The following is a 16,292-nucleotide window of genomic DNA, read 5'->3' as shown; positions in this document are numbered from 1 at the left end:
CGGGCAACGCGATCGCGACGGTGCAGTCGAGCGATCCGATCAAGGTCATCACGGTGCGTGCAACGGGTTTCGATCCGGTGGCAGCGGAAGGCGGCAGCGCATCGGTCGAGAAGATCGAAGCGGCAGCCGACGCCGGCAAGTCGCAGTTCGTGAGCCGTGAAGTGACGAAGCTGGACCGTCCGGAACTGACGAGCGCAAGCATCATCGTGTCGGGCGGCCGCGGTCTGGGCAGCGGCGAGAACTACACGAAGGTGCTGGAGCCGCTGGCGGACAAGCTGAGCGCGGCGCTGGGTGCCTCGCGCGCGGCAGTCGACGCGGGCTACGTGCCGAACGACTATCAGGTCGGCCAGACCGGCAAGATCGTCGCACCGCAGCTGTACATCGCGGTCGGCATCTCGGGTGCGATTCAGCATCTGGCCGGCATGAAGGATTCGAAGGTGATCGTCGCGATCAACAAGGATCCGGAAGCCCCGATCTTCAGCGTGGCCGATTACGGCCTCGTCGGCGATCTGTTCGCGCTCGTGCCGGAGCTCGTAGCCGAGCTCGGCTAAAGCAGTGTGACGCTTCGGCGGTAAGCACACGAGAAGAGGGGCGCCACGAGCGCCCCTTTTTTTCGCCATCGACAGAGGGGGAAGAGGGTGACACCTCATGAACCATCACGCCGCTGACCGGCATGACAACGCGATTCGATGAAATGAAAAGGCGCCCCGAGGGGCGCCGTTCTTTTTGATGCCGGCCGCTTGCACGGCTGCGGGCTGTGGCTTATGCGTACGCCGGGCGCGTCTCGCCGGCCACGTCCTTCAGGTAACGATGCACCGACAGGTCGTCGGCCTGGATCGCGGGCATCTTGCCCGAGATCAGGTCCGCGAGCAGCTGGCCCGAGCCGCACGACATCGTCCAGCCGAGCGTGCCGTGGCCGGTGTTCAGGAACAGGTTCGACACCGGCGTACGGCCGACGATCGGCGTGCCGTCCGGCGTCATCGGGCGCAGGCCCGTCCAGAACGTTGCCTTCGACGTGTCGCCGCCGCCCGGGAACAGGTCGTTCACGCACATTTCAAGCGTTTCGCGGCGCGCGGCACGCAGCTTCTTGTCGAAGCCGACGATTTCCGCCATGCCGCCGACGCGGATGCGCTGGTCGAAACGCGTGATCGCGATCTTGTAGGTCTCGTCGAGCACGGTCGACACGGGCGCGGCCGCTTCGTTGACGATCGGCGCGGTGATCGAATAGCCCTTCAGCGGATAGACGGGGATCTTCATCAGGTTCGAGATGAAGCTCGTCGAGTACGAGCCGAGCGCGACGACGTACGCGTCCGCGCGCACCGTTTCGCTGCCGCACTGCACGCCGGCGATCTTGCCGCCCGCGATCGCGAGCGCATCGATCGGCGTGTTGTAGCGGAACTTCACGCCAAGCGATTCGGCGAGCGCGGCAAGGCGCGTCGTGAACAGCTGGCAGTCGCCCGTTTCGTCACCCGGCAGGCGCAGGCCGCCCGTCAGCTTGTGCGAGACGGCGGCAAGCGCCGGTTCGGCTTTCTTCAGGTCGGCCGGCGACAACAGTTCGAACGGCACGTTCGCTTCCTGAAGCACGGCGATGTCCTTCGCCGCGCCGTCGAGTTGCTGCTGCGTGCGGAACAGTTGCAGCGTGCCACCCGTGCGGCCTTCGTACTGGATGCCGGTATCGGCGCGCAGTGCCTGCAGGCAGTCGCGGCTGTATTCGGCGAGGCGGACCATGCGGCCCTTGTTGACCGCGTAGCGCTCGGCCGTGCAGTTGCGCAGCATCTGATACATCCACTGGAGCTGGAAGCGCGTGCCGTCGAGGCGGATCGCGAGCGGCGCGTGCTTTTCGAACATCCACTTGACGGCCTTCAGCGGCACGCCGGGTGCGGCCCACGGCGCGGCATAGCCGGGGGAGATCTGGCCTGCGTTCGCGAAGCTCGTCTCGAGCGCCGGGCCGGCTTCCCGGTCGATCACCGTGACTTCATGGCCGGCGCGCGCGAGGTAATACGCGCTTGCCACGCCCACCACACCGCTGCCCAGAATGACGACTCGCATAGCTGCTCCAGATGGAAGGGACCAGATCGAGGCCGGGCGCACCTGCGTCTCCGTGTAACCTCTAGCTGATCTAGTTTTTTGCGCTATGGTATTGTCGAATGTGTAGGTTTTGTTATCGTATTTTTCAGGTTTTCAGCATAAACAAATGAGAACGCAACGTCAGCCCGTACGCTCGCTCGACAAGCTCGATCGACGCATCCTGAAACTGCTGCAGGACGACGGTCGGATGGCGATGAAAGACCTTGCGGAACAGGTTGGACTGACCGTGACGCCGTGTATCGAGCGCGTGCGGCGCATGGAGCGGGATGGCGTGATCACCGGTTATCACGCACGGGTCGACCCGCACCAGCTGGATGCCGCGCTGCTGGTGTTCGTCGAGATCACGCTCGGCCACAAGGGCGGCAACATGTTCGAGCAATTCCGCCGCGAAGTGATGAAGATCGACGAGGTGCTCGAGTGCCACCTCGTGTCCGGTGATTTCGACTACCTGATCAAGGCGCGGATCGGCGAGATGGCCGACTACCGGAAGCTGCTCGGCGACATCCTGCTGCAGCTGCCCGGCGCCGTGCAGTCGAAGAGCTATGTCGTGATGGAAGAAATCAAGGAGACGCTGACGATCGCGGTGGGCGACTGACGCGCCTGCGGCGGGCCGTCGGGCCCTTTATCCCGCCCTTGGCATGCTGCACCCAATACTGTATAAATATACAGTATTGGGTGCAGGCGAATGGGTGGGCACATGGACGATCGATCCGACAACGAATTTCCGATAGCGCCGCCCGTGCCCCGCAAGGGGCGCGGCGCGGTCGACAACCTGCAGGGGCGATACGAGATCGCGCAGCGCGAAGCGGTCGACGACGGCTGGGCACACGAGTCGGATGATACCGATTTCCCCGCGCCGCTGCGCACGCAGGTCTTCGAGGAGCGCGCGAAGAGCATCCTGACGCACAACCAGTCGCCCGACATTCCATTCAGCGTATCGCTCAATCCGTATCGCGGCTGCGAGCACGGTTGCATCTACTGCTTCGCGCGGCCGACGCACAGTTATCTCGGCCTGTCGCCGGGGCTCGATTTCGAAAGCCGCATCTATGCGAAGGTCAATGCGGCCGAACTGCTCGAGCGCGAGATTTCACGCAAGCGCTACGTGCCGGAGCCGATCGCGCTCGGCGTCAACACCGACGCCTACCAGCCGGTCGAGCGCGACCTGCGCATCACGCGCAGCGTGATCCAGGTGATGCACGATCGCGGGTTGCCGTTCGCCGCGATCACGAAGTCGTCGCTGATCGAGCGTGATCTCGACCTGCTCGCACCGATGGCCGAACGCGGGCAGGTGATGGCGGCGGTCACGATCACGACACTCGATGCCGATCTCGCGCGCACGCTCGAGCCGCGCGCGGCAACGCCGGCGCGCCGGTTGCGTACGATTCGTGCGCTGAGCGAGGCGGGTGTGCCGGTCGGCGTGAGCATTGCCCCGATGATTCCGTTCGTCACCGAGCCCGACATGGAGCGCGTGCTCGAGGCGTGCGCGGAAGCCGGCGCGACGCATGCGAGCTACATCATCCTGAGGCTGCCGTGGGAAGTCGCGCCGCTGTTCAAGAACTGGCTTGCCGCGCATTTTCCCGATCGCGCGGAGCGCGTGATGAACCGCGTGCGCGACATGCGCGGCGGGAAGGACTACGACTCGGATTTCTCGAAACGGATGAAGGGCGAGGGGATCTGGGCCGACCTGCTGCGGCAGCGTTTCCGCCAGGCCGTCAAGCGGCTCGGGTTGAACGAGCGCACGAACGGGATTCTCGATCTGTCGCAGTTTCGCGGTGCGCCGGCCACCGCGGCGCCGCGCGTTGCTGTTCGTTCAGCCGCGACGCGGTCGACACAGTCGCGTGACGACACGCAATTGAACCTGTTCTGACCGGCGAGCCAAACCGGCGCAGGGCGCCGGTGCGTAGCGGCCGTTACGCTTACTGCGAAATCTGCTTCGCCGCTTCGACCTGCGACTCGAAGTACGTCTGGAACGACAGCGCGAGTGCGGTCATCAGCAGGAAGGCACCGATCAGCAGCGAGAAGATCACCACGAAGATCACGGTCCAGCCCGACTTGCTGTGCTTGCCCGTCTCTGCGTTGAATTGCGCGTCCCATTTTTCGTCGGGGCGCAGCCCGTAGACGAGCGCGGCGAGAAACGCTGCCAGCAGCGAGATCGCGCCGGGAACGGCAAGCCACCAGCCGAGGCCCGCGCTGCGCTGGGTTGCGGCGAGCAGGAGGAAGCCCGGGATGCCGACGATCGTCGCGAGCAGGTGTGCCCAGCCGAACACGTCGCGGAAGCCATACAGATAGAAGCGGTGCGCGCCGAGCGATCCGAACAGGAACGCGAGGGCGGCGGTGAGCGTCTTGGAGCGAAAGCGGCGGGACGGTGCGGTGCTGCTGGACATGGATGGCGGCGTGTTGTCGTTGGCATGGACGGCCGGCGGGCCGGCGCGGGCGCGCGGCCCGGCACGCATTCTACGATGCCCGGTCGGGCCCGGTCACCCCTATCCTGCGTCAAGGTGCCGCATAGGTCACGCGGTAGATCGCGCCCGCATAGTCGTCGCTGACGAGCAGCGAGCCGTCCGGCAGCGGCAGTACGTCGGCGGGGCGTCCCCATACCGTGCCGTCGGGTCGCAGCCAGCCGGTGACAAACGGAGTCTGGCGCGCCTGGCTGCCATCCGCCGAAACGACGACGCGCATCACGCGGTAGCCTACCTTCGTGCTGCGATTCCACGAGCCGTGTTCGGCGATGAAGACATTATTGCGATACGAGGCCGGAAACATCGACCCTGTATAGAAGCGCATGCCGAGTGCTGCGACGTGTGCGCCGAGTTTCAATACAGGCGGCACATAGCGGCGGCATACGTCGGCGCTGCCGAATTCGGGGTCGGGCGTGTCGCCGCCATGGCAGTATGGGAAACCGAAGTCGAGGCCGGCACGCGGTGCGCGGTTCAGCTTGTCGTCGGGCACGTCGTCGCCCATCATGTCGCGCCCGTTGTCGGTAAACCAAAGCTCGCCCGAATCGGGGTGCCACGCAAAGCCGACCGTATTGCGTACGCCGCGGGCAACAACCTCATTCCCGCTGCCGTCCGCCTTCATGCGTGCGATGATCGCGTAGCGGCTGCGATCGGCGAGACAGACGTTGCACGGTGCGCCGGTCGGTACATACAGCTTGCCGTCGGGGCCGAACGCGATGAATTTCCAGCCGTGATGGTGTTCGGTCGGCAGCGCGTCGGTGACGACGGCAGGTGCGGGCGGCGTGGCCAGCCGGTCGTCGATGTGATCGAGACGCAGGATGCGTGAGACGGCGGATATATAGAGTGCGCCGCCACGGTAGGCGACGCCGACCGGCATGTCGAGCCCGGACGCTACAACATAGCGCGCGCTGATCCGGCCCTCGTGCATGACGAATGCGTGAACGCGGCCTTCCCGCGTGCCGACATACAGGATGCCGCGCGGCGACCACGCCATTTCGCGCGCGGTCGGTACCGCGTCGACCAGCACTTCGATGTGGAAGCCGGGCGGCACGACGAGTTCGCCCACCGGCAACGGCGCGGCAAACGCCAGTGCGGACGCGAGGCAGGCAAGGCCGGCAAGCAGCGCCGCGAAACGGTGCTGCGCGCGGCGCGTCGAGGCGGCGCGAAGGGGCGGCATGACGGTGTGGAACGTCCCGGACACGACGATTGTATGCCCGGCGGACAGGCCGCCTCCGGATTTTTTCCGCGTAAGTGTTTGTTGTACCTCTGGTTTCCGGCTATAATCGCGTGTTTCAGTAGTTTCGAACCCGGTTTTCCCGAAGGACATCATATGGTTATCATCCGTCTGGCTCGTGGCGGCTCGAAGAAGCGCCCGTTCTACAACATCGTTGCTACCGATTCGCGCAACCGTCGTGACGGCCGCTTCATCGAGCGCGTCGGTTTCTACAACCCGGTCGCTACGAAGGGCGAATCGCTGCGTATCGCTCAGGATCGCCTGACGTACTGGCAAGGTGTTGGCGCGCAACTGTCGCCGACCGTCCAGCGTCTCGTGAAGGAAGCGCAAAAGGCGCAACCGGCTGCCTAACATGGCACGGTGTGCCGGTCGTGCCGGCTGTGAGGTGCATTGATGGCGGGTCACGATTCCGGTAATGCAAGGCGCGGGCGTGCGTCGTTTGGCGCATTCGTCCGCAAGCCGGTCGAGCGCGACGCTGTCGCGAACGCCGGTCAGGCTGCCGAGCAGCAGGGCAGTCTCGAGGTGGCGCAAGCCTGGCCCGACGATGCCGTCGAGGTCGGAGCGGTGGTCGACGCCTATGGCCTGAAGGGTTGGGTCAAGGTGGCGACGCATGCCGACGCCGGCCGCGGCGGCGATGCGCTGCTCAAGGCGCGCCACTGGTGGCTGGAACGCGGAGCGGAGCGGCTTTCCGTCCGCATCGTGCAGTCGAAGGCGCACAGCGACACCGTCGTTGCGCAACCCGCGGGCGTCAGCGACCGCGATGCCGCGTACGCGATGCGCGGCTTTCGCGTGTTCGTGCGCCGGGAAGATTTCCCGGCATTGGCCGCGGACGAATTCTATTGGGTCGACCTGATCGGTCTCGACGTCGTCAACGAGCAATCGGTGGCACTCGGGAAGGTGAGCGGGATGATCGACAATGGCGTGCATTCGATCATGCGTGTCGAGTATCCGGCGACCGGCAAAGACGGTCAGCCGACCACCGACGAGCGGTTGATTCCGTTCGTCGGCGTATACGTCAAAACGGTGGATCAGGCGGCACGTCGTATCGTCGTCGACTGGGAAGCCGATTACTGAAATGAACCAGGTTACCGAGAGCGCGGTGCAGTTCGACGTCGTCACGCTCTTTCCCGAGATGTTCCGTGCACTGACCGACTGGGGGATCACCAGCCGGGCCGTCAAGCAAGGGCGCTTCGGGCTGCGCACCTGGAATCCGCGTGATTTCACGACGGACAACTACCGCACGGTCGACGATCGTCCGTACGGCGGTGGTCCGGGCATGGTGATGCTGGCCAGGCCGCTCGAAGCCGCAATCGATGCCGCGAAAGCGGCGCAGGCGGAGCAGGGCATCGCGAGCACGCGTGTCGTGATGATGTCGCCGCAGGGCGCGCCGCTCACGCACGATCGTGCGGTGCGGATGGCGCAGGAACCCGGTGTCGTCGTGCTGTGCGGCCGCTACGAAGCGATCGACCAGCGCCTGCTCGATCGTTGCGTCGACGAGGAAATCAGCCTCGGCGATTTCGTCCTGTCCGGCGGAGAATTGCCGGCGATGGCGATGATGGATGCTGTCGTACGATTGCTGCCTGGTGTGCTGAACGATTCGCTGTCGGCCGTGCAGGACAGTTTCGCTGACGGCCTGCTCGATTGTCCGCACTACACGCGCCCCGAGGAATACGACGGCGTGCGCGTACCGGACGTGCTGCTCGGCGGGCATCATGCCGAGATCGAGAAGTGGCGGCGCCAGGAAGCATTGAGGAATACGCTGCGGAAGCGGCCGGACCTGATCGTCCGGGCGCGCCGCGAGAAGTTGTTGAGCCGCGCCGACGAGGCGTGGCTCGCGAACCTCGCACGCGAAGCGAAGGACGCCTCCTGAGGCGGCTGCGCGAGCGGGAATTGGCGGTGCCGTACATGCGTGTGCGGCGCCTGATGTGAATCCATCCTCTATCGGGGCCAGGCCTGGAAGCAGGCGGGTGTGAACGCCGACACGATGGCATAAGGAGTCAGTAATGAATCTGATCGCAAAACTTGAGCAGGAAGAAATCGAGCGCGCGCTCGCCGGCAAGACGATCCCCGAATTCGCCCCGGGCGACACGGTGATCGTGAACGTGAACGTGGTTGAAGGTAACCGCAAGCGCGTTCAGGCTTACGAAGGCGTCGTGATCGCGATTCGCAATCGTGGTCTGAACTCGAACTTCATCGTCCGCAAGATCTCGTCGGGCGAAGGCGTCGAGCGTACGTTCCAGACGTACTCGCCGCTGCTGGCAAGCATCGTCGTGAAGCGCCGCGGTGATGTGCGTCGTGCGAAGCTGTACTACCTGCGCGAGCGTTCGGGCAAGTCGGCTCGTATCAAGGAAAAGCTGGTGTCGAAGGATCGCGCCGCAGCAGCTTCCCAAGAGTAAGAGCTGTAAGGAAAAAGCACCCAACCGGGTGCTTTTTTCATTCTGGCGCGAGAATATGCTCGATACGACACGAACCCGAGAGCCCCATTGAATCGCCGCCCCATCATCGATCCCGAAGTCCTGCCGGTCGAAGGCACCGGCGCCGGCCTGCCGGCCATCGATTCCCGCCTGATGACGCCGTCCGGCCTGCGCGACCGTTTCGCGCGCACGCTCGAATGGAGCGTCGAGCCCGGCGAGGCGAGGCTGCAGGAGGGCGTCGATCCACGCAGCGCGGCCGTCCTCGTGCCGCTCGTCGTCCGTGAGTCCGGCCTCACCATGCTGCTGACCCAGCGCGCCGACCACCTGAACGACCACGCCGGGCAGATCAGCTTCCCCGGCGGTCGTCGCGAACCGTTCGATCGCGATGCAACCGCCACCGCGTTGCGCGAGGCGAAGGAAGAGATCGGTCTGGCAGACGAGCGTGTCGAGATCCTCGGCGCGCTGCCCGACTACCTGACCGGTACGGGCTTTTGCGTGACACCGGTGGTCGGCCTCGTGCATCCGCCGTTCACCGTGCAGGCCGACACGTTCGAAGTGGCCGAGATTTTCGAGGTTCCGCTCGCGTTCCTGATGAATCCCGCGAACCATCAGGTCCGTGTGTTCCGCTGGGAAGGCGGCGAGCGTCGTTTTTTTGCGATGCCCTATCCGAATGGCGAACCCGGCGGGCATTACTTCATCTGGGGCGCAACTGCCGGCATGTTGCGCAATCTGTACCGCTTCTTGGCCGCCGGCTAGGCGTGCACGATTGTCGGCGTGCGTGGCCGGCTGGCGGGCGGCTGCACCGGCAGCCATCCGGTGCTTACGCTGTGCTATCGTTATGCAAAAAATGACATAACTCCGAAGACGGCGCCACGCATGACTTTCTTTTCGGTTCTCCTCGCTCTCATCATCGAACAGGTCCGCGCGTTGTCGCCGAACAATCCGGTGTTCGCGCTGTTCCAGTTTCATGCGGAAACCGTCGCGCATGGTCTCGACGCGGGCAAGCAGAAGCACGGCATCCTCGCCTGGCTCGCGGTCGTGCTGCCGTGGGTGCTGATCGTCGCGCTGATCTATTTCCTGCTGTTCAAGGTGAGCTTCGTGCTCGCATTCATCTGGAACGTCGTCGTCGTGTATTTCACGCTCGGCTTCCGTCAGTTCAGCCATTACTTCACCGACATCCACCTCGCGCTCAATAACGACGACGTGCCGCGTGCGCGCGAAATCCTGCACGAGTGGACGGGCATCGACACGGTCGACATGCCGGTCGGCGAAATCGTCCGCCATACGCTGATTCACGCCGTGGTCGCATCGCATCGCCACGTGTTCGGCGTGTTCTTCTGGTATGTGCTGCCGATCGGCCCGGCCGGTGCCGTGCTGTACCGGATTTCCGAATACCTCGCACGCAGCTGGTCGACGCCGGGCGACGACCGCACGGCGGCCTTCTCGACGTTCGCGCAGCGTGCGTTCTTCGTGATCGACTGGATTCCCGCGCGATTGACCGCGCTCGGCTTCGCGATCGTCGGCAATTTCGAGGACGCGATCTATGCGTGGCGCAACCACACGCGCCAATGGCCCGATCCGAACGATGGCGTCCTGCTGGCAGCCGGCAGCGGTGCGCTCGGCGCACGCCTCGCGGGGCCGCTCGCGGAACCGTCGAGCCTCGATGCGCTGGCCGTCGGCGACAGCGGCCCGTTGACGGTCGGTGACGATTGCACGCCGCGTACGCTGCAATCCGCGGTGGGTCTCGTCTGGCGTGCGGTGATCCTGTGGATGATTCTGCTGCTGATGCTGACGCTCGCCGTCTGGGTGTCGTGACGGGGCAGTGCGGTATCCGATGAAAGGCAGAAGGCCGGCTTGAAGCCGGCCTTTTTGCTGTGGTTCAGTCGTCTTCCAGCGGATCGCGCACGGCGCCGCATTGCCAGCACGCGGTGAACTGGGCTTCGAGCGCCTCACCGCACTGCCGGCAGCGCCACGGCGCGGTGCCGGCCGACGGGCCGTGCGACGCGGCATCGAGGAGCCGGCGTGCGAGTGCGTCGTCGCGTTCGTCGTCGAGCCACAGTTCGGGCGTGCAGGCGTCGGCGGGCAGGCCGCCGAGCGCGCCGGTCGCGTAGCAGTTATGCAGCTCGCAACCGATGCCGGCTACCTGAAGCACGTTGGCCCAATGCTGCGCCGTCGCGAGATCGGGTGCCTTGAAACGCATCGCGGCTCCTGTCGGTGAACGCCGGCCCGCATGGTACCGGCTGCCCGCCGCGCGCGTGCCGCGCGGTCAGCGGACGATCTGGCTCGCCTCGTGCACGAGCTGCGCATACAGCGCATGCCGCGACGGTGCGATGCGGCCGTCGGCGACAGCGTCGAGAATCGCGCAGCCGGGTTCGTGCAGATGATGGCAATTATAGAAACGGCAGTCGGCCAGCAGCGGCCGGAACTCCGGGAAGGCGCGCTCGAGACGGCCTTCCGTTAGGTGGTAGAGGCCGAATTCCTGGAAGCCCGGCGAATCGATCAGCGCGCCGCCGCCCGCCAACGGGTAGAGGCGCGTGAACGTCGTCGTGTGACGGCCGCTGTTGAGTGCGGCCGAAATCTCGCGCGTGGCGGCTTCGGCATCGGGAACGAGCAGGTTCACGAGCGTCGACTTGCCCATCCCGGACTGGCCGAGCAGGATCGTCGAATGCCCGGCGAGGTGCGGCATCAGTTGTGCGCGCGCGTCGTCGGGCGAGCCCTTCACGGACAGCTCGAGCACGTCGTAGCCAAGGGCGCGGTAGGGCGCGAGGCGTTCGCGCGCGACCGGCAGCGCGGCTTCGACGTCGATCTTGTTCAGCACGACGAGCGGCTTCAGCTCGTTCGCCTCGGCGGCGATCAGCGCGCGGCCGAGCAGGTCCTCGCTGAAGTAGGGCTCGGTCGCGAGCACGATCAGCAACTGATCGAGGTTGGCCGCGAACAGCTTCGACTTGAACTGGTCGGAACGGTACAGCAGGTTGCGCCGCTCGCCGATCTCGACGATGACGCCCTGGTCGGCCGATGCGAGTTCGTACACGACACGGTCGCCGACCGCGATGTCGCTCTTCTTGCCGCGCGGGAAGCACTGCAGCATCGGGCCGCCGTCGTCGGGCGCGACGATGTAGTGGCGCCCGTGCGCCGCGATCACGCGGCCTTCGACCCGTTGCGCATTCGACGCGCGCGGGGCCGGCTTGCGGGAGGTCGGCCGGCTCATGCGTGCTGCATCAGGCGGTCGATCCGCTGCGACGCAGGCGGATGCGAGTAGTAGAAGGCCGTGTAGACGGGGTCGGGCGTCAGCGTCGACGCGTTGTCCTCATAGAGCTTCACGAGCGCGCTGACGAGATCCTGCGCGTCGGTCTGGCTGGCCGCGAATGCGTCGGCCTCGAATTCGTGCTTGCGCGACGTGAGGCTGCCGAACGGCGTTGCGAAGAACAGGAACACGGGAATCGCGAGGAAGAACAGCACGAGTGCGGCGCCCGCGTTGCTCGTGTCGAGCGATGGCGTGACGCCGAGCCCCGTGTAGAACCACGTGCGTTGCGCCAGCCAGCCGAGCAGCGCGAGCAGCACGAGGCTCAGCACGAACGACACGAGCATCCGCTTCATCACGTGGCGGCGCTTGAAGTGGCCGAGTTCGTGCGCGAGCACGGCCTCGATTTCCTGGCCGGACAGGCGCGCGAGCAGCGTGTCGAAGAACACGATCCGCTTCGATGCGCCGAAGCCCGTGAAGTACGCGTTGCCGTGCGCGGAGCGGCGGCTGCCGTCCATCACGAACAGCCCCTTCGCCGCAAAGCCGCAGCGCTTCATCAGCGACTCGATGCGCGCGCGCAGCGCGTCGTCCTTCAGCGGTTCGAACTTGTTGAAGATCGGTGCGATGAAGGTCGGGTAGATCAGCAGCACGAGCATCTGGAATGCGACCCAGACGATCCAGGTCCACAGCCACCACAGGCTGCCGGCCTGGTTCATCAGCCACAGCACGACGAACAGCAGCGGCAGGCCGAGCGCGGCGCCGAGCAGCGAGTTTTTCAGCATGTCGGTGAAGAACAGCCGCTTCGTCATCCGGTTGAAGCCGAAACGCTGTTCGATCCCGAACTGGCGGTAATACTCGAACGGGACGTCGATGACGCTCGTGATCACGAGCACCGCCGCGACGAGCGCGACTTGCTGCCCGTAGCCGCGGCCGATCCAGCCGGTGAGCAGCGTGTCGAGCGCGCCGACGCCGCCGAGCAGCGTGAGACCGACCAGCACGGCCGCGCTGACGACGATTTCGAGCATCGTCAGCCGGGTGCGCTCGACCGTATAGTCGGCCGCGCGCTGGTGGGCGGTCAGCGGGATGGTTGCGCTGAACTGCGCGGGGACGTCGTTACGGTGCGCCGCGACGAAGCGGATTTGCCGCGACGCGAGCCACAGCTTGGTGACGACCATCGCGAGCACGGCGAGCGCGAACAGCAGGGTGAACGAAAAGGGTGACATCGAAGGCGCCAAAGGGTTCTATGCGAGAATTATATGTTCTTGCGGACCGGCCCCGCTGATGCGATGCCGGCCGCCCGGGCGGCGCCGCGCGCCGTCCGCCATTTTCCAGGATGACTCATGACCGATACCGCCGCTTCCGCCAGCCAGCCCGCGCTCGTGCGCAACGAGTTGAACCTCGTCTGGCTCGACATGGAGATGACGGGCCTCGACCCGGATAACGACCGCATCATCGAGATCGCGGTCGTCGTGACCAATTCCACGCTCGACATCGCCGTCGAAGGCCCCGTGTTCGCGATCCACCAGAGCGACGAAACGCTCGCGAAGATGGATGACTGGAACAAGTCGACGCACGGCCGCTCGGGCCTGATCGACCGCGTGCGCGCGTCGACGGTGACCGAGGCGGAAGCCGCCGAGCAATTGCAGGCCTTCCTCGCGCAGTACGTGTCGCCCGGCAAGTCGCCGATGTGCGGCAACTCGATCTGCCAGGACCGCCGCTTCATGGCGCGCTGGATGCCCGAATTCGAGCGGTTCTTCCACTACCGCAACCTCGACGTCAGCACGCTCAAGGAGCTGTGCCGCCGTTGGCAGCCCGCGATCTACAAGGGTTTCCAGAAGCGGGCGATGCACACGGCGCTCGCGGACATCCACGAGTCGATCGACGAGCTGAAGTACTACCGCGAGCATTTCCTGATTCCGGCCGCGTCGGCTTCGGCAGGCGAGTCCGCGCCGGCCGCCTGAGCGGGCCGGCACGCGTTTAGCGCGGTGCGCGCTGAGCGCTTTTCGGCCGGAACGCCGCGACCACCGCGGCGTCGGTCTCGATGTACGGGCCGCCGATCAGGTCGATGCAGTAGGGCACCGCGGCGAAGATGCCGGGTACGGTCGACTTGCCGTCGGCATCGCGCAGCCCTTCGAGCGTTTCCCGGATCGACTTCGGCTGGCCGGGCAGGTTGACGATCAGCGCCGCATGGTCGGCCGTCTCGCGGATCACCGCGACCTGCCGCGACAGGATCGCGGTCGGCACGAAATTCAGGCTGATCTGCCGCATCTGTTCGCCGAATCCCGGCATTTCCTTCGTCGCCACGGCCAGCGTGGCCTCGGGCGTCACGTCGCGGCGCGCCGGGCCCGTGCCGCCCGTCGTCAGCACGAGGTCGCACCCCGCGACGTCGACGAGTTCGGCGAGCGTGGCGGAGATCGTCGGCGCGTCGTCCTGGATCAGGCGCGTTTCGGCGCGCCACGGCGACACCAGCGCGCCGGCGAGCCACTCCTGCAGCGCCGGAATGCCCTTGTCTTCGTAGACCCCCGTGCTCGCGCGGTCGCTGATCGACACGAGGCCGACGACGAGCTCGTCCGGGTGGTTACGCTTCGTCGTCGTCATGGTCGTCTCCGGCGTCGTCCGCCGCTTCGTCGTCCGCATGGGACGTGCCGCCGGCGGTCTTGATCCACTGGAACAGCTCGCGGAAATAGCGCGGCGGCTTGCCTTGCTGCGCTTCCTTGCGTGCGTTGCGGATCAGCGTGCGGCCTTCCTGGATGTCGGCTTCCGGGTGCTGGCGCAGGAATTCGGTCAGCGCGTCGTCGCTCGCGAGCAACTGTTCGCGGGTGCGTTCGATCCAGTGCAGGCGGGCCGTCGCGGCCTTGTTCACGCCGCGTTGCGCGTCGAGCGCGGTGCGCAGCGCGGCCGTCTCGTCGTCGGTCAGCGAGCGCATCACGCGGCCGACGTACTGGAGCTGGCGGCGCTTGCCTTCGTGATCGGTGATCCGGCGCGCCTCGCGCACGGCGTCGCCGAGGCTTTCGGGCATCGGCATGCGTTTCAGCGCGTCTTTCGGCAGATCGACGAGTGCCTGGCCGAGTACCTGCAGCTCGTGCATCTCGCGCTTCAACTGGGATTTGCTGGGGCGATCGTAGCCATTGTCGTCCTCTTCGGCGGCATGCTCGATCGGCTGGATTCGGGTTTTGCGTGTCATGGACGGCATTGTATCGCGCCGCGGACACCCCAAGCTTGTCGGTGTCCGGCCCCGGACCTTGCTATGATCGCGGGATACGCAACATTTTGACCATGCGGGCGCCCGCCCGCCACCGGATATCAAGACGATGGCAGCCAATCTCGACGTACAAGCGCGCTATTTCCCGCACACGCAGGACCAGCTCAAAGAAATCGCCTCCGACATCCTTCGCCATGCGAAGGCGCTCGGCGCGACGGACGCCGCGACCGAAATCTCCGAGGGCGACGGCCTGTCGGTGTCGGTGCGCCGCGGCGAAGTCGAAACGATCGAGCACAACCGCGACAAGATGGTCGGCGTGACCGTGTTCATCGGCAAGAAGCGCGGCAACGCGAGCACGTCGGATTTCTCGCCGGGCGCGATCAAGGATACCGTCGCCGCCGCGTACAACATCGCGCGCTTCACGGCCGAGGACGAGGCGGCCGGCCTGGCCGAAGCCGAGCTGCTCGAAACCGACCCGCGTGACCTCGACCTCTACCACCCGTGGGCGCTGTCGGCCGACGAGGCCGTCGAGCTCGCCCGCCGCGCGGAAGACGCCGCATTCGCGGTCAGCCCGCAGATCCGCAACTCGGAAGGCGCGAGCGTGTCGGCCCAGCATTCGCAGTTCGTGCTGGCCACGTCGCGCGGCTTCCTGTCCGGCTACCCGTACTCGCGTCATTACATCGCTTGCGCGCCGATCGCGGGCAGCGGCCGTCACATGCAGCGCGACGACTGGTATTCGTCGAAGCGCAGCGCGATCGATCTCGCGGCACCCGAAGCGGTGGGCCGTTACGCGGCCGAGCGTGCGCTTGCCCGGATGGGTGCGCGCCGCCTCGATACCCGCAAGGTGCCCGTGCTGTTCGAGGCGCCGCTCGCGGCCGGCCTGCTCGGCGCATTCGTGCAGGCGGTGAGCGGCGGTGCGCTGTACCGCAAGACGTCGTTCCTCGTCGACAGCCTCGGCAAGCCGGTGTTCGCGCCGCACATCCAGGTCGTCGAGGATCCGCACGTGCCGCGCGCGATGGGCAGCGCGCCGTTCGACGAGGAAGGCGTGCGCACGCGTGCGCGCAGCGTCGTCAAGGACGGCGTCGTCGAAGGCTACTTCCTGTCGACCTATTCGGCGCGCAAGCTCGGCACGCAGACCACCGGCAACGCGGGCGGCTCGCACAACCTCGCGCTGCGCAGCTCGAACACGCAGGCGGGCGACGATTTCGACGCGATGCTGAAGAAGCTCGGCACGGGCCTGTTGCTGACCGAGCTGATGGGGCAGGGCGTGAACTACGTGACGGGCGACTATTCGCGCGGTGCGGCGGGCTTCTGGGTCGAGAACGGCGTGATCCAGTATCCGGTCGAGGAAATCACCGTCGCGAGCACGCTGCAGGAAATGTTCCGGCATATCGTCGCGATCGGTGCCGATTCGATCGTGCGCGGCACGAAGGAAACGGGCTCGGTGCTGATCGAGCAGATGACGATCGCCGGGCAGTAAGCGGCACGCGGCATCGGCCGCCATCAAACGAAAAAGCCCGACGGCTCGCGTGAACTGCACCCCAAAAGTTGGACATCGATCCAACCTTTGGGGTGTTTTTCATGAGCAAGTACACGGAGCAGTTCAAGGTATCCATTGCAGAGGAGTACGAGTCCGGCCACGCTGGGTTCCGTGAGA

At 65.8% G+C, this 16,292-nt stretch carries 19 protein-coding genes; 11 read left to right on the top strand and 8 right to left on the bottom strand.

Annotated elements, in window-relative coordinates; genetic code table 11:
- A partial coding sequence (locus QZM35_RS37865; protein ID WP_301777772.1) for an electron transfer flavoprotein subunit alpha/FixB family protein occupies positions 1–551 on the top strand: 551 nt, incomplete at its 5' end.
- A 211-nt stretch (positions 552–762) separates the two neighbouring features.
- Here the strand turns inward: QZM35_RS37865 and QZM35_RS37860 are convergent.
- The gene (locus QZM35_RS37860; protein WP_089424813.1) at positions 763–2,049 is read right to left on the bottom strand and encodes a D-amino acid dehydrogenase; all 1,287 of its coding nucleotides are present in this window, start codon (positions 2,047–2,049) and stop codon (positions 763–765) included.
- Between the two features lie 145 nt (positions 2,050–2,194).
- Here QZM35_RS37860 and QZM35_RS37855 point away from each other — a divergent pair, with 145 nt between their 5' ends.
- Both QZM35_RS37855 and QZM35_RS37850 read left to right on the top strand, forming a co-directional pair.
- Positions 2,195–2,683 (top strand): Lrp/AsnC ligand binding domain-containing protein, encoded by a 489-nt coding sequence (locus QZM35_RS37855; protein ID WP_011351353.1) that lies wholly within the window; start codon positions 2,195–2,197, stop codon positions 2,681–2,683.
- Between the two features lie 90 nt (positions 2,684–2,773).
- Positions 2,774–3,955, top strand: a complete 1,182-nt coding sequence (locus tag QZM35_RS37850; protein ID WP_089483556.1) for a PA0069 family radical SAM protein — start codon at positions 2,774–2,776, stop codon at positions 3,953–3,955.
- A gap of 49 nt (positions 3,956–4,004) precedes the next feature.
- Here the strand turns inward: QZM35_RS37850 and QZM35_RS37845 are convergent, their stop codons facing one another.
- Complete coding sequence (locus tag QZM35_RS37845) at positions 4,005–4,472, bottom strand: NINE protein (protein WP_039370986.1); 468 nt, start codon at positions 4,470–4,472, stop codon at positions 4,005–4,007.
- A 109-nt stretch (positions 4,473–4,581) separates the two neighbouring features.
- A complete protein-coding gene (locus QZM35_RS37840) occupies positions 4,582–5,721 on the bottom strand; it encodes a sorbosone dehydrogenase family protein (protein WP_089431367.1) in 1,140 nt (379 codons plus the stop codon).
- 153 nt (positions 5,722–5,874) lie between these two features.
- Between QZM35_RS37840 and rpsP the strand changes: the two genes are divergently transcribed.
- The 6 genes from rpsP to QZM35_RS37810 all read left to right on the top strand — a co-directional run bounded on the left by rpsP (position 5,875) and on the right by QZM35_RS37810 (position 10,007).
- Complete coding sequence (gene rpsP / locus QZM35_RS37835; protein ID WP_006476550.1) at positions 5,875–6,129, top strand: 30S ribosomal protein S16; 255 nt, start codon at positions 5,875–5,877, stop codon at positions 6,127–6,129.
- A gap of 42 nt (positions 6,130–6,171) precedes the next feature.
- A complete protein-coding gene (rimM, locus tag QZM35_RS37830; RefSeq protein ID WP_089424816.1) occupies positions 6,172–6,852 on the top strand; it encodes a ribosome maturation factor RimM in 681 nt (226 codons plus the stop codon).
- A 1-nt stretch (position 6,853) separates the two neighbouring features.
- A complete protein-coding gene (trmD, locus tag QZM35_RS37825) occupies positions 6,854–7,648 on the top strand; it encodes a tRNA (guanosine(37)-N1)-methyltransferase TrmD (RefSeq protein WP_006476548.1) in 795 nt (264 codons plus the stop codon).
- Positions 7,649–7,781: 133 nt separating this feature from the next.
- Positions 7,782–8,174 (top strand): 50S ribosomal protein L19, encoded by a 393-nt coding sequence (gene rplS / locus QZM35_RS37820; RefSeq protein WP_006753174.1) that lies wholly within the window; start codon positions 7,782–7,784, stop codon positions 8,172–8,174.
- Between the two features lie 87 nt (positions 8,175–8,261).
- Positions 8,262–8,948, top strand: coding sequence for a CoA pyrophosphatase (locus QZM35_RS37815; RefSeq protein ID WP_069247448.1), 687 nt, complete (start codon positions 8,262–8,264; stop codon positions 8,946–8,948).
- Between the two features lie 120 nt (positions 8,949–9,068).
- Positions 9,069–10,007, top strand: a complete 939-nt coding sequence (locus QZM35_RS37810; RefSeq protein ID WP_011351361.1) for a CobD/CbiB family protein — start codon at positions 9,069–9,071, stop codon at positions 10,005–10,007.
- 64 nt (positions 10,008–10,071) lie between these two features.
- Here the strand turns inward: QZM35_RS37810 and QZM35_RS37805 are convergent, their stop codons facing one another.
- From QZM35_RS37805 to QZM35_RS37795, 3 genes are all read right to left on the bottom strand, one after another.
- Positions 10,072–10,392 (bottom strand): hypothetical protein, encoded by a 321-nt coding sequence (locus QZM35_RS37805; RefSeq protein ID WP_089430774.1) that lies wholly within the window; start codon positions 10,390–10,392, stop codon positions 10,072–10,074.
- Positions 10,393–10,458: 66 nt separating this feature from the next.
- Positions 10,459–11,400: a ribosome small subunit-dependent GTPase A gene (gene rsgA / locus QZM35_RS37800; protein WP_089430775.1), complete on the bottom strand. Its 942-nt coding sequence runs from the start codon at positions 11,398–11,400 to the stop codon at positions 10,459–10,461.
- Positions 11,397–12,656 (bottom strand): M48 family metallopeptidase, encoded by a 1,260-nt coding sequence (locus QZM35_RS37795; RefSeq protein ID WP_089424819.1) that lies wholly within the window; start codon positions 12,654–12,656, stop codon positions 11,397–11,399. Before QZM35_RS37795 ends, rsgA begins: the two co-directional genes overlap by 4 nt.
- A gap of 117 nt (positions 12,657–12,773) precedes the next feature.
- On the opposite strand from QZM35_RS37795, the gene orn reads away from it, so the two are divergent.
- A complete protein-coding gene (gene orn, locus QZM35_RS37790; protein ID WP_046545212.1) occupies positions 12,774–13,394 on the top strand; it encodes an oligoribonuclease in 621 nt (206 codons plus the stop codon).
- A 16-nt stretch (positions 13,395–13,410) separates the two neighbouring features.
- Here orn and mog read toward each other — a convergent pair whose 3' ends face one another.
- Positions 13,411–14,031: a molybdopterin adenylyltransferase gene (gene mog / locus QZM35_RS37785; protein ID WP_011351366.1), complete on the bottom strand. Its 621-nt coding sequence runs from the start codon at positions 14,029–14,031 to the stop codon at positions 13,411–13,413.
- Entirely contained in the window at positions 14,012–14,617 is a 606-nt protein-coding gene (gene yjgA, locus QZM35_RS37780; RefSeq protein WP_272481932.1) for a ribosome biogenesis factor YjgA, read from the bottom strand. Before yjgA ends, mog begins: the two co-directional genes overlap by 20 nt.
- 127 nt (positions 14,618–14,744) lie before the next feature.
- Between yjgA and pmbA the strand changes: the two genes are divergently transcribed.
- Positions 14,745–16,115, top strand: a complete 1,371-nt coding sequence (gene pmbA / locus QZM35_RS37775) for a metalloprotease PmbA (protein ID WP_039370934.1) — start codon at positions 14,745–14,747, stop codon at positions 16,113–16,115.
- Positions 16,116–16,292 lie beyond the last annotated feature (177 nt).

Origin of the sequence: Burkholderia sp. AU45274, from assembly GCF_030482505.1 — a bacterium.
GTDB lineage: Bacteria > Pseudomonadota > Gammaproteobacteria > Burkholderiales > Burkholderiaceae > Burkholderia.
The sequence above is the reverse complement of the archived record's forward strand: the minus strand, read 5'-3'. Positions and strand labels throughout refer to the sequence as shown.

What these genes read in the sequence shown, in the direction of transcription:
- QZM35_RS37860 (WP_089424813.1), bottom strand. Translation starts at nt 2,049, where the DNA reads ATGCGAGTCGTCATTCTGGGCAGCGGTGTGGTGGGCGTGGCAAGCGCG.
- QZM35_RS37855 (WP_011351353.1), top strand. Translation starts at nt 2,195, where the DNA reads ATGAGAACGCAACGTCAGCCCGTACGCTCGCTCGACAAGCTCGATCGA.
- QZM35_RS37850 (WP_089483556.1), top strand. Translation starts at nt 2,774, where the DNA reads ATGGGTGGGCACATGGACGATCGATCCGACAACGAATTTCCGATAGCG.
- QZM35_RS37845 (WP_039370986.1), bottom strand. Translation starts at nt 4,472, where the DNA reads ATGTCCAGCAGCACCGCACCGTCCCGCCGCTTTCGCTCCAAGACGCTC.
- QZM35_RS37840 (WP_089431367.1), bottom strand. Translation starts at nt 5,721, where the DNA reads ATGCCGCCCCTTCGCGCCGCCTCGACGCGCCGCGCGCAGCACCGTTTC.
- rpsP (WP_006476550.1), top strand. Translation starts at nt 5,875, where the DNA reads ATGGTTATCATCCGTCTGGCTCGTGGCGGCTCGAAGAAGCGCCCGTTC.
- rimM (WP_089424816.1), top strand. Translation starts at nt 6,172, where the DNA reads ATGGCGGGTCACGATTCCGGTAATGCAAGGCGCGGGCGTGCGTCGTTT.
- trmD (WP_006476548.1), top strand. Translation starts at nt 6,854, where the DNA reads ATGAACCAGGTTACCGAGAGCGCGGTGCAGTTCGACGTCGTCACGCTC.
- rplS (WP_006753174.1), top strand. Translation starts at nt 7,782, where the DNA reads ATGAATCTGATCGCAAAACTTGAGCAGGAAGAAATCGAGCGCGCGCTC.
- QZM35_RS37810 (WP_011351361.1), top strand. Translation starts at nt 9,069, where the DNA reads ATGACTTTCTTTTCGGTTCTCCTCGCTCTCATCATCGAACAGGTCCGC.
- QZM35_RS37805 (WP_089430774.1), bottom strand. Translation starts at nt 10,392, where the DNA reads ATGCGTTTCAAGGCACCCGATCTCGCGACGGCGCAGCATTGGGCCAAC.
- rsgA (WP_089430775.1), bottom strand. Translation starts at nt 11,400, where the DNA reads ATGAGCCGGCCGACCTCCCGCAAGCCGGCCCCGCGCGCGTCGAATGCG.
- QZM35_RS37795 (WP_089424819.1), bottom strand. Translation starts at nt 12,656, where the DNA reads ATGTCACCCTTTTCGTTCACCCTGCTGTTCGCGCTCGCCGTGCTCGCG.
- orn (WP_046545212.1), top strand. Translation starts at nt 12,774, where the DNA reads ATGACCGATACCGCCGCTTCCGCCAGCCAGCCCGCGCTCGTGCGCAAC.
- mog (WP_011351366.1), bottom strand. Translation starts at nt 14,031, where the DNA reads ATGACGACGACGAAGCGTAACCACCCGGACGAGCTCGTCGTCGGCCTC.
- yjgA (WP_272481932.1), bottom strand. Translation starts at nt 14,617, where the DNA reads ATGACACGCAAAACCCGAATCCAGCCGATCGAGCATGCCGCCGAAGAG.
- pmbA (WP_039370934.1), top strand. Translation starts at nt 14,745, where the DNA reads ATGGCAGCCAATCTCGACGTACAAGCGCGCTATTTCCCGCACACGCAG.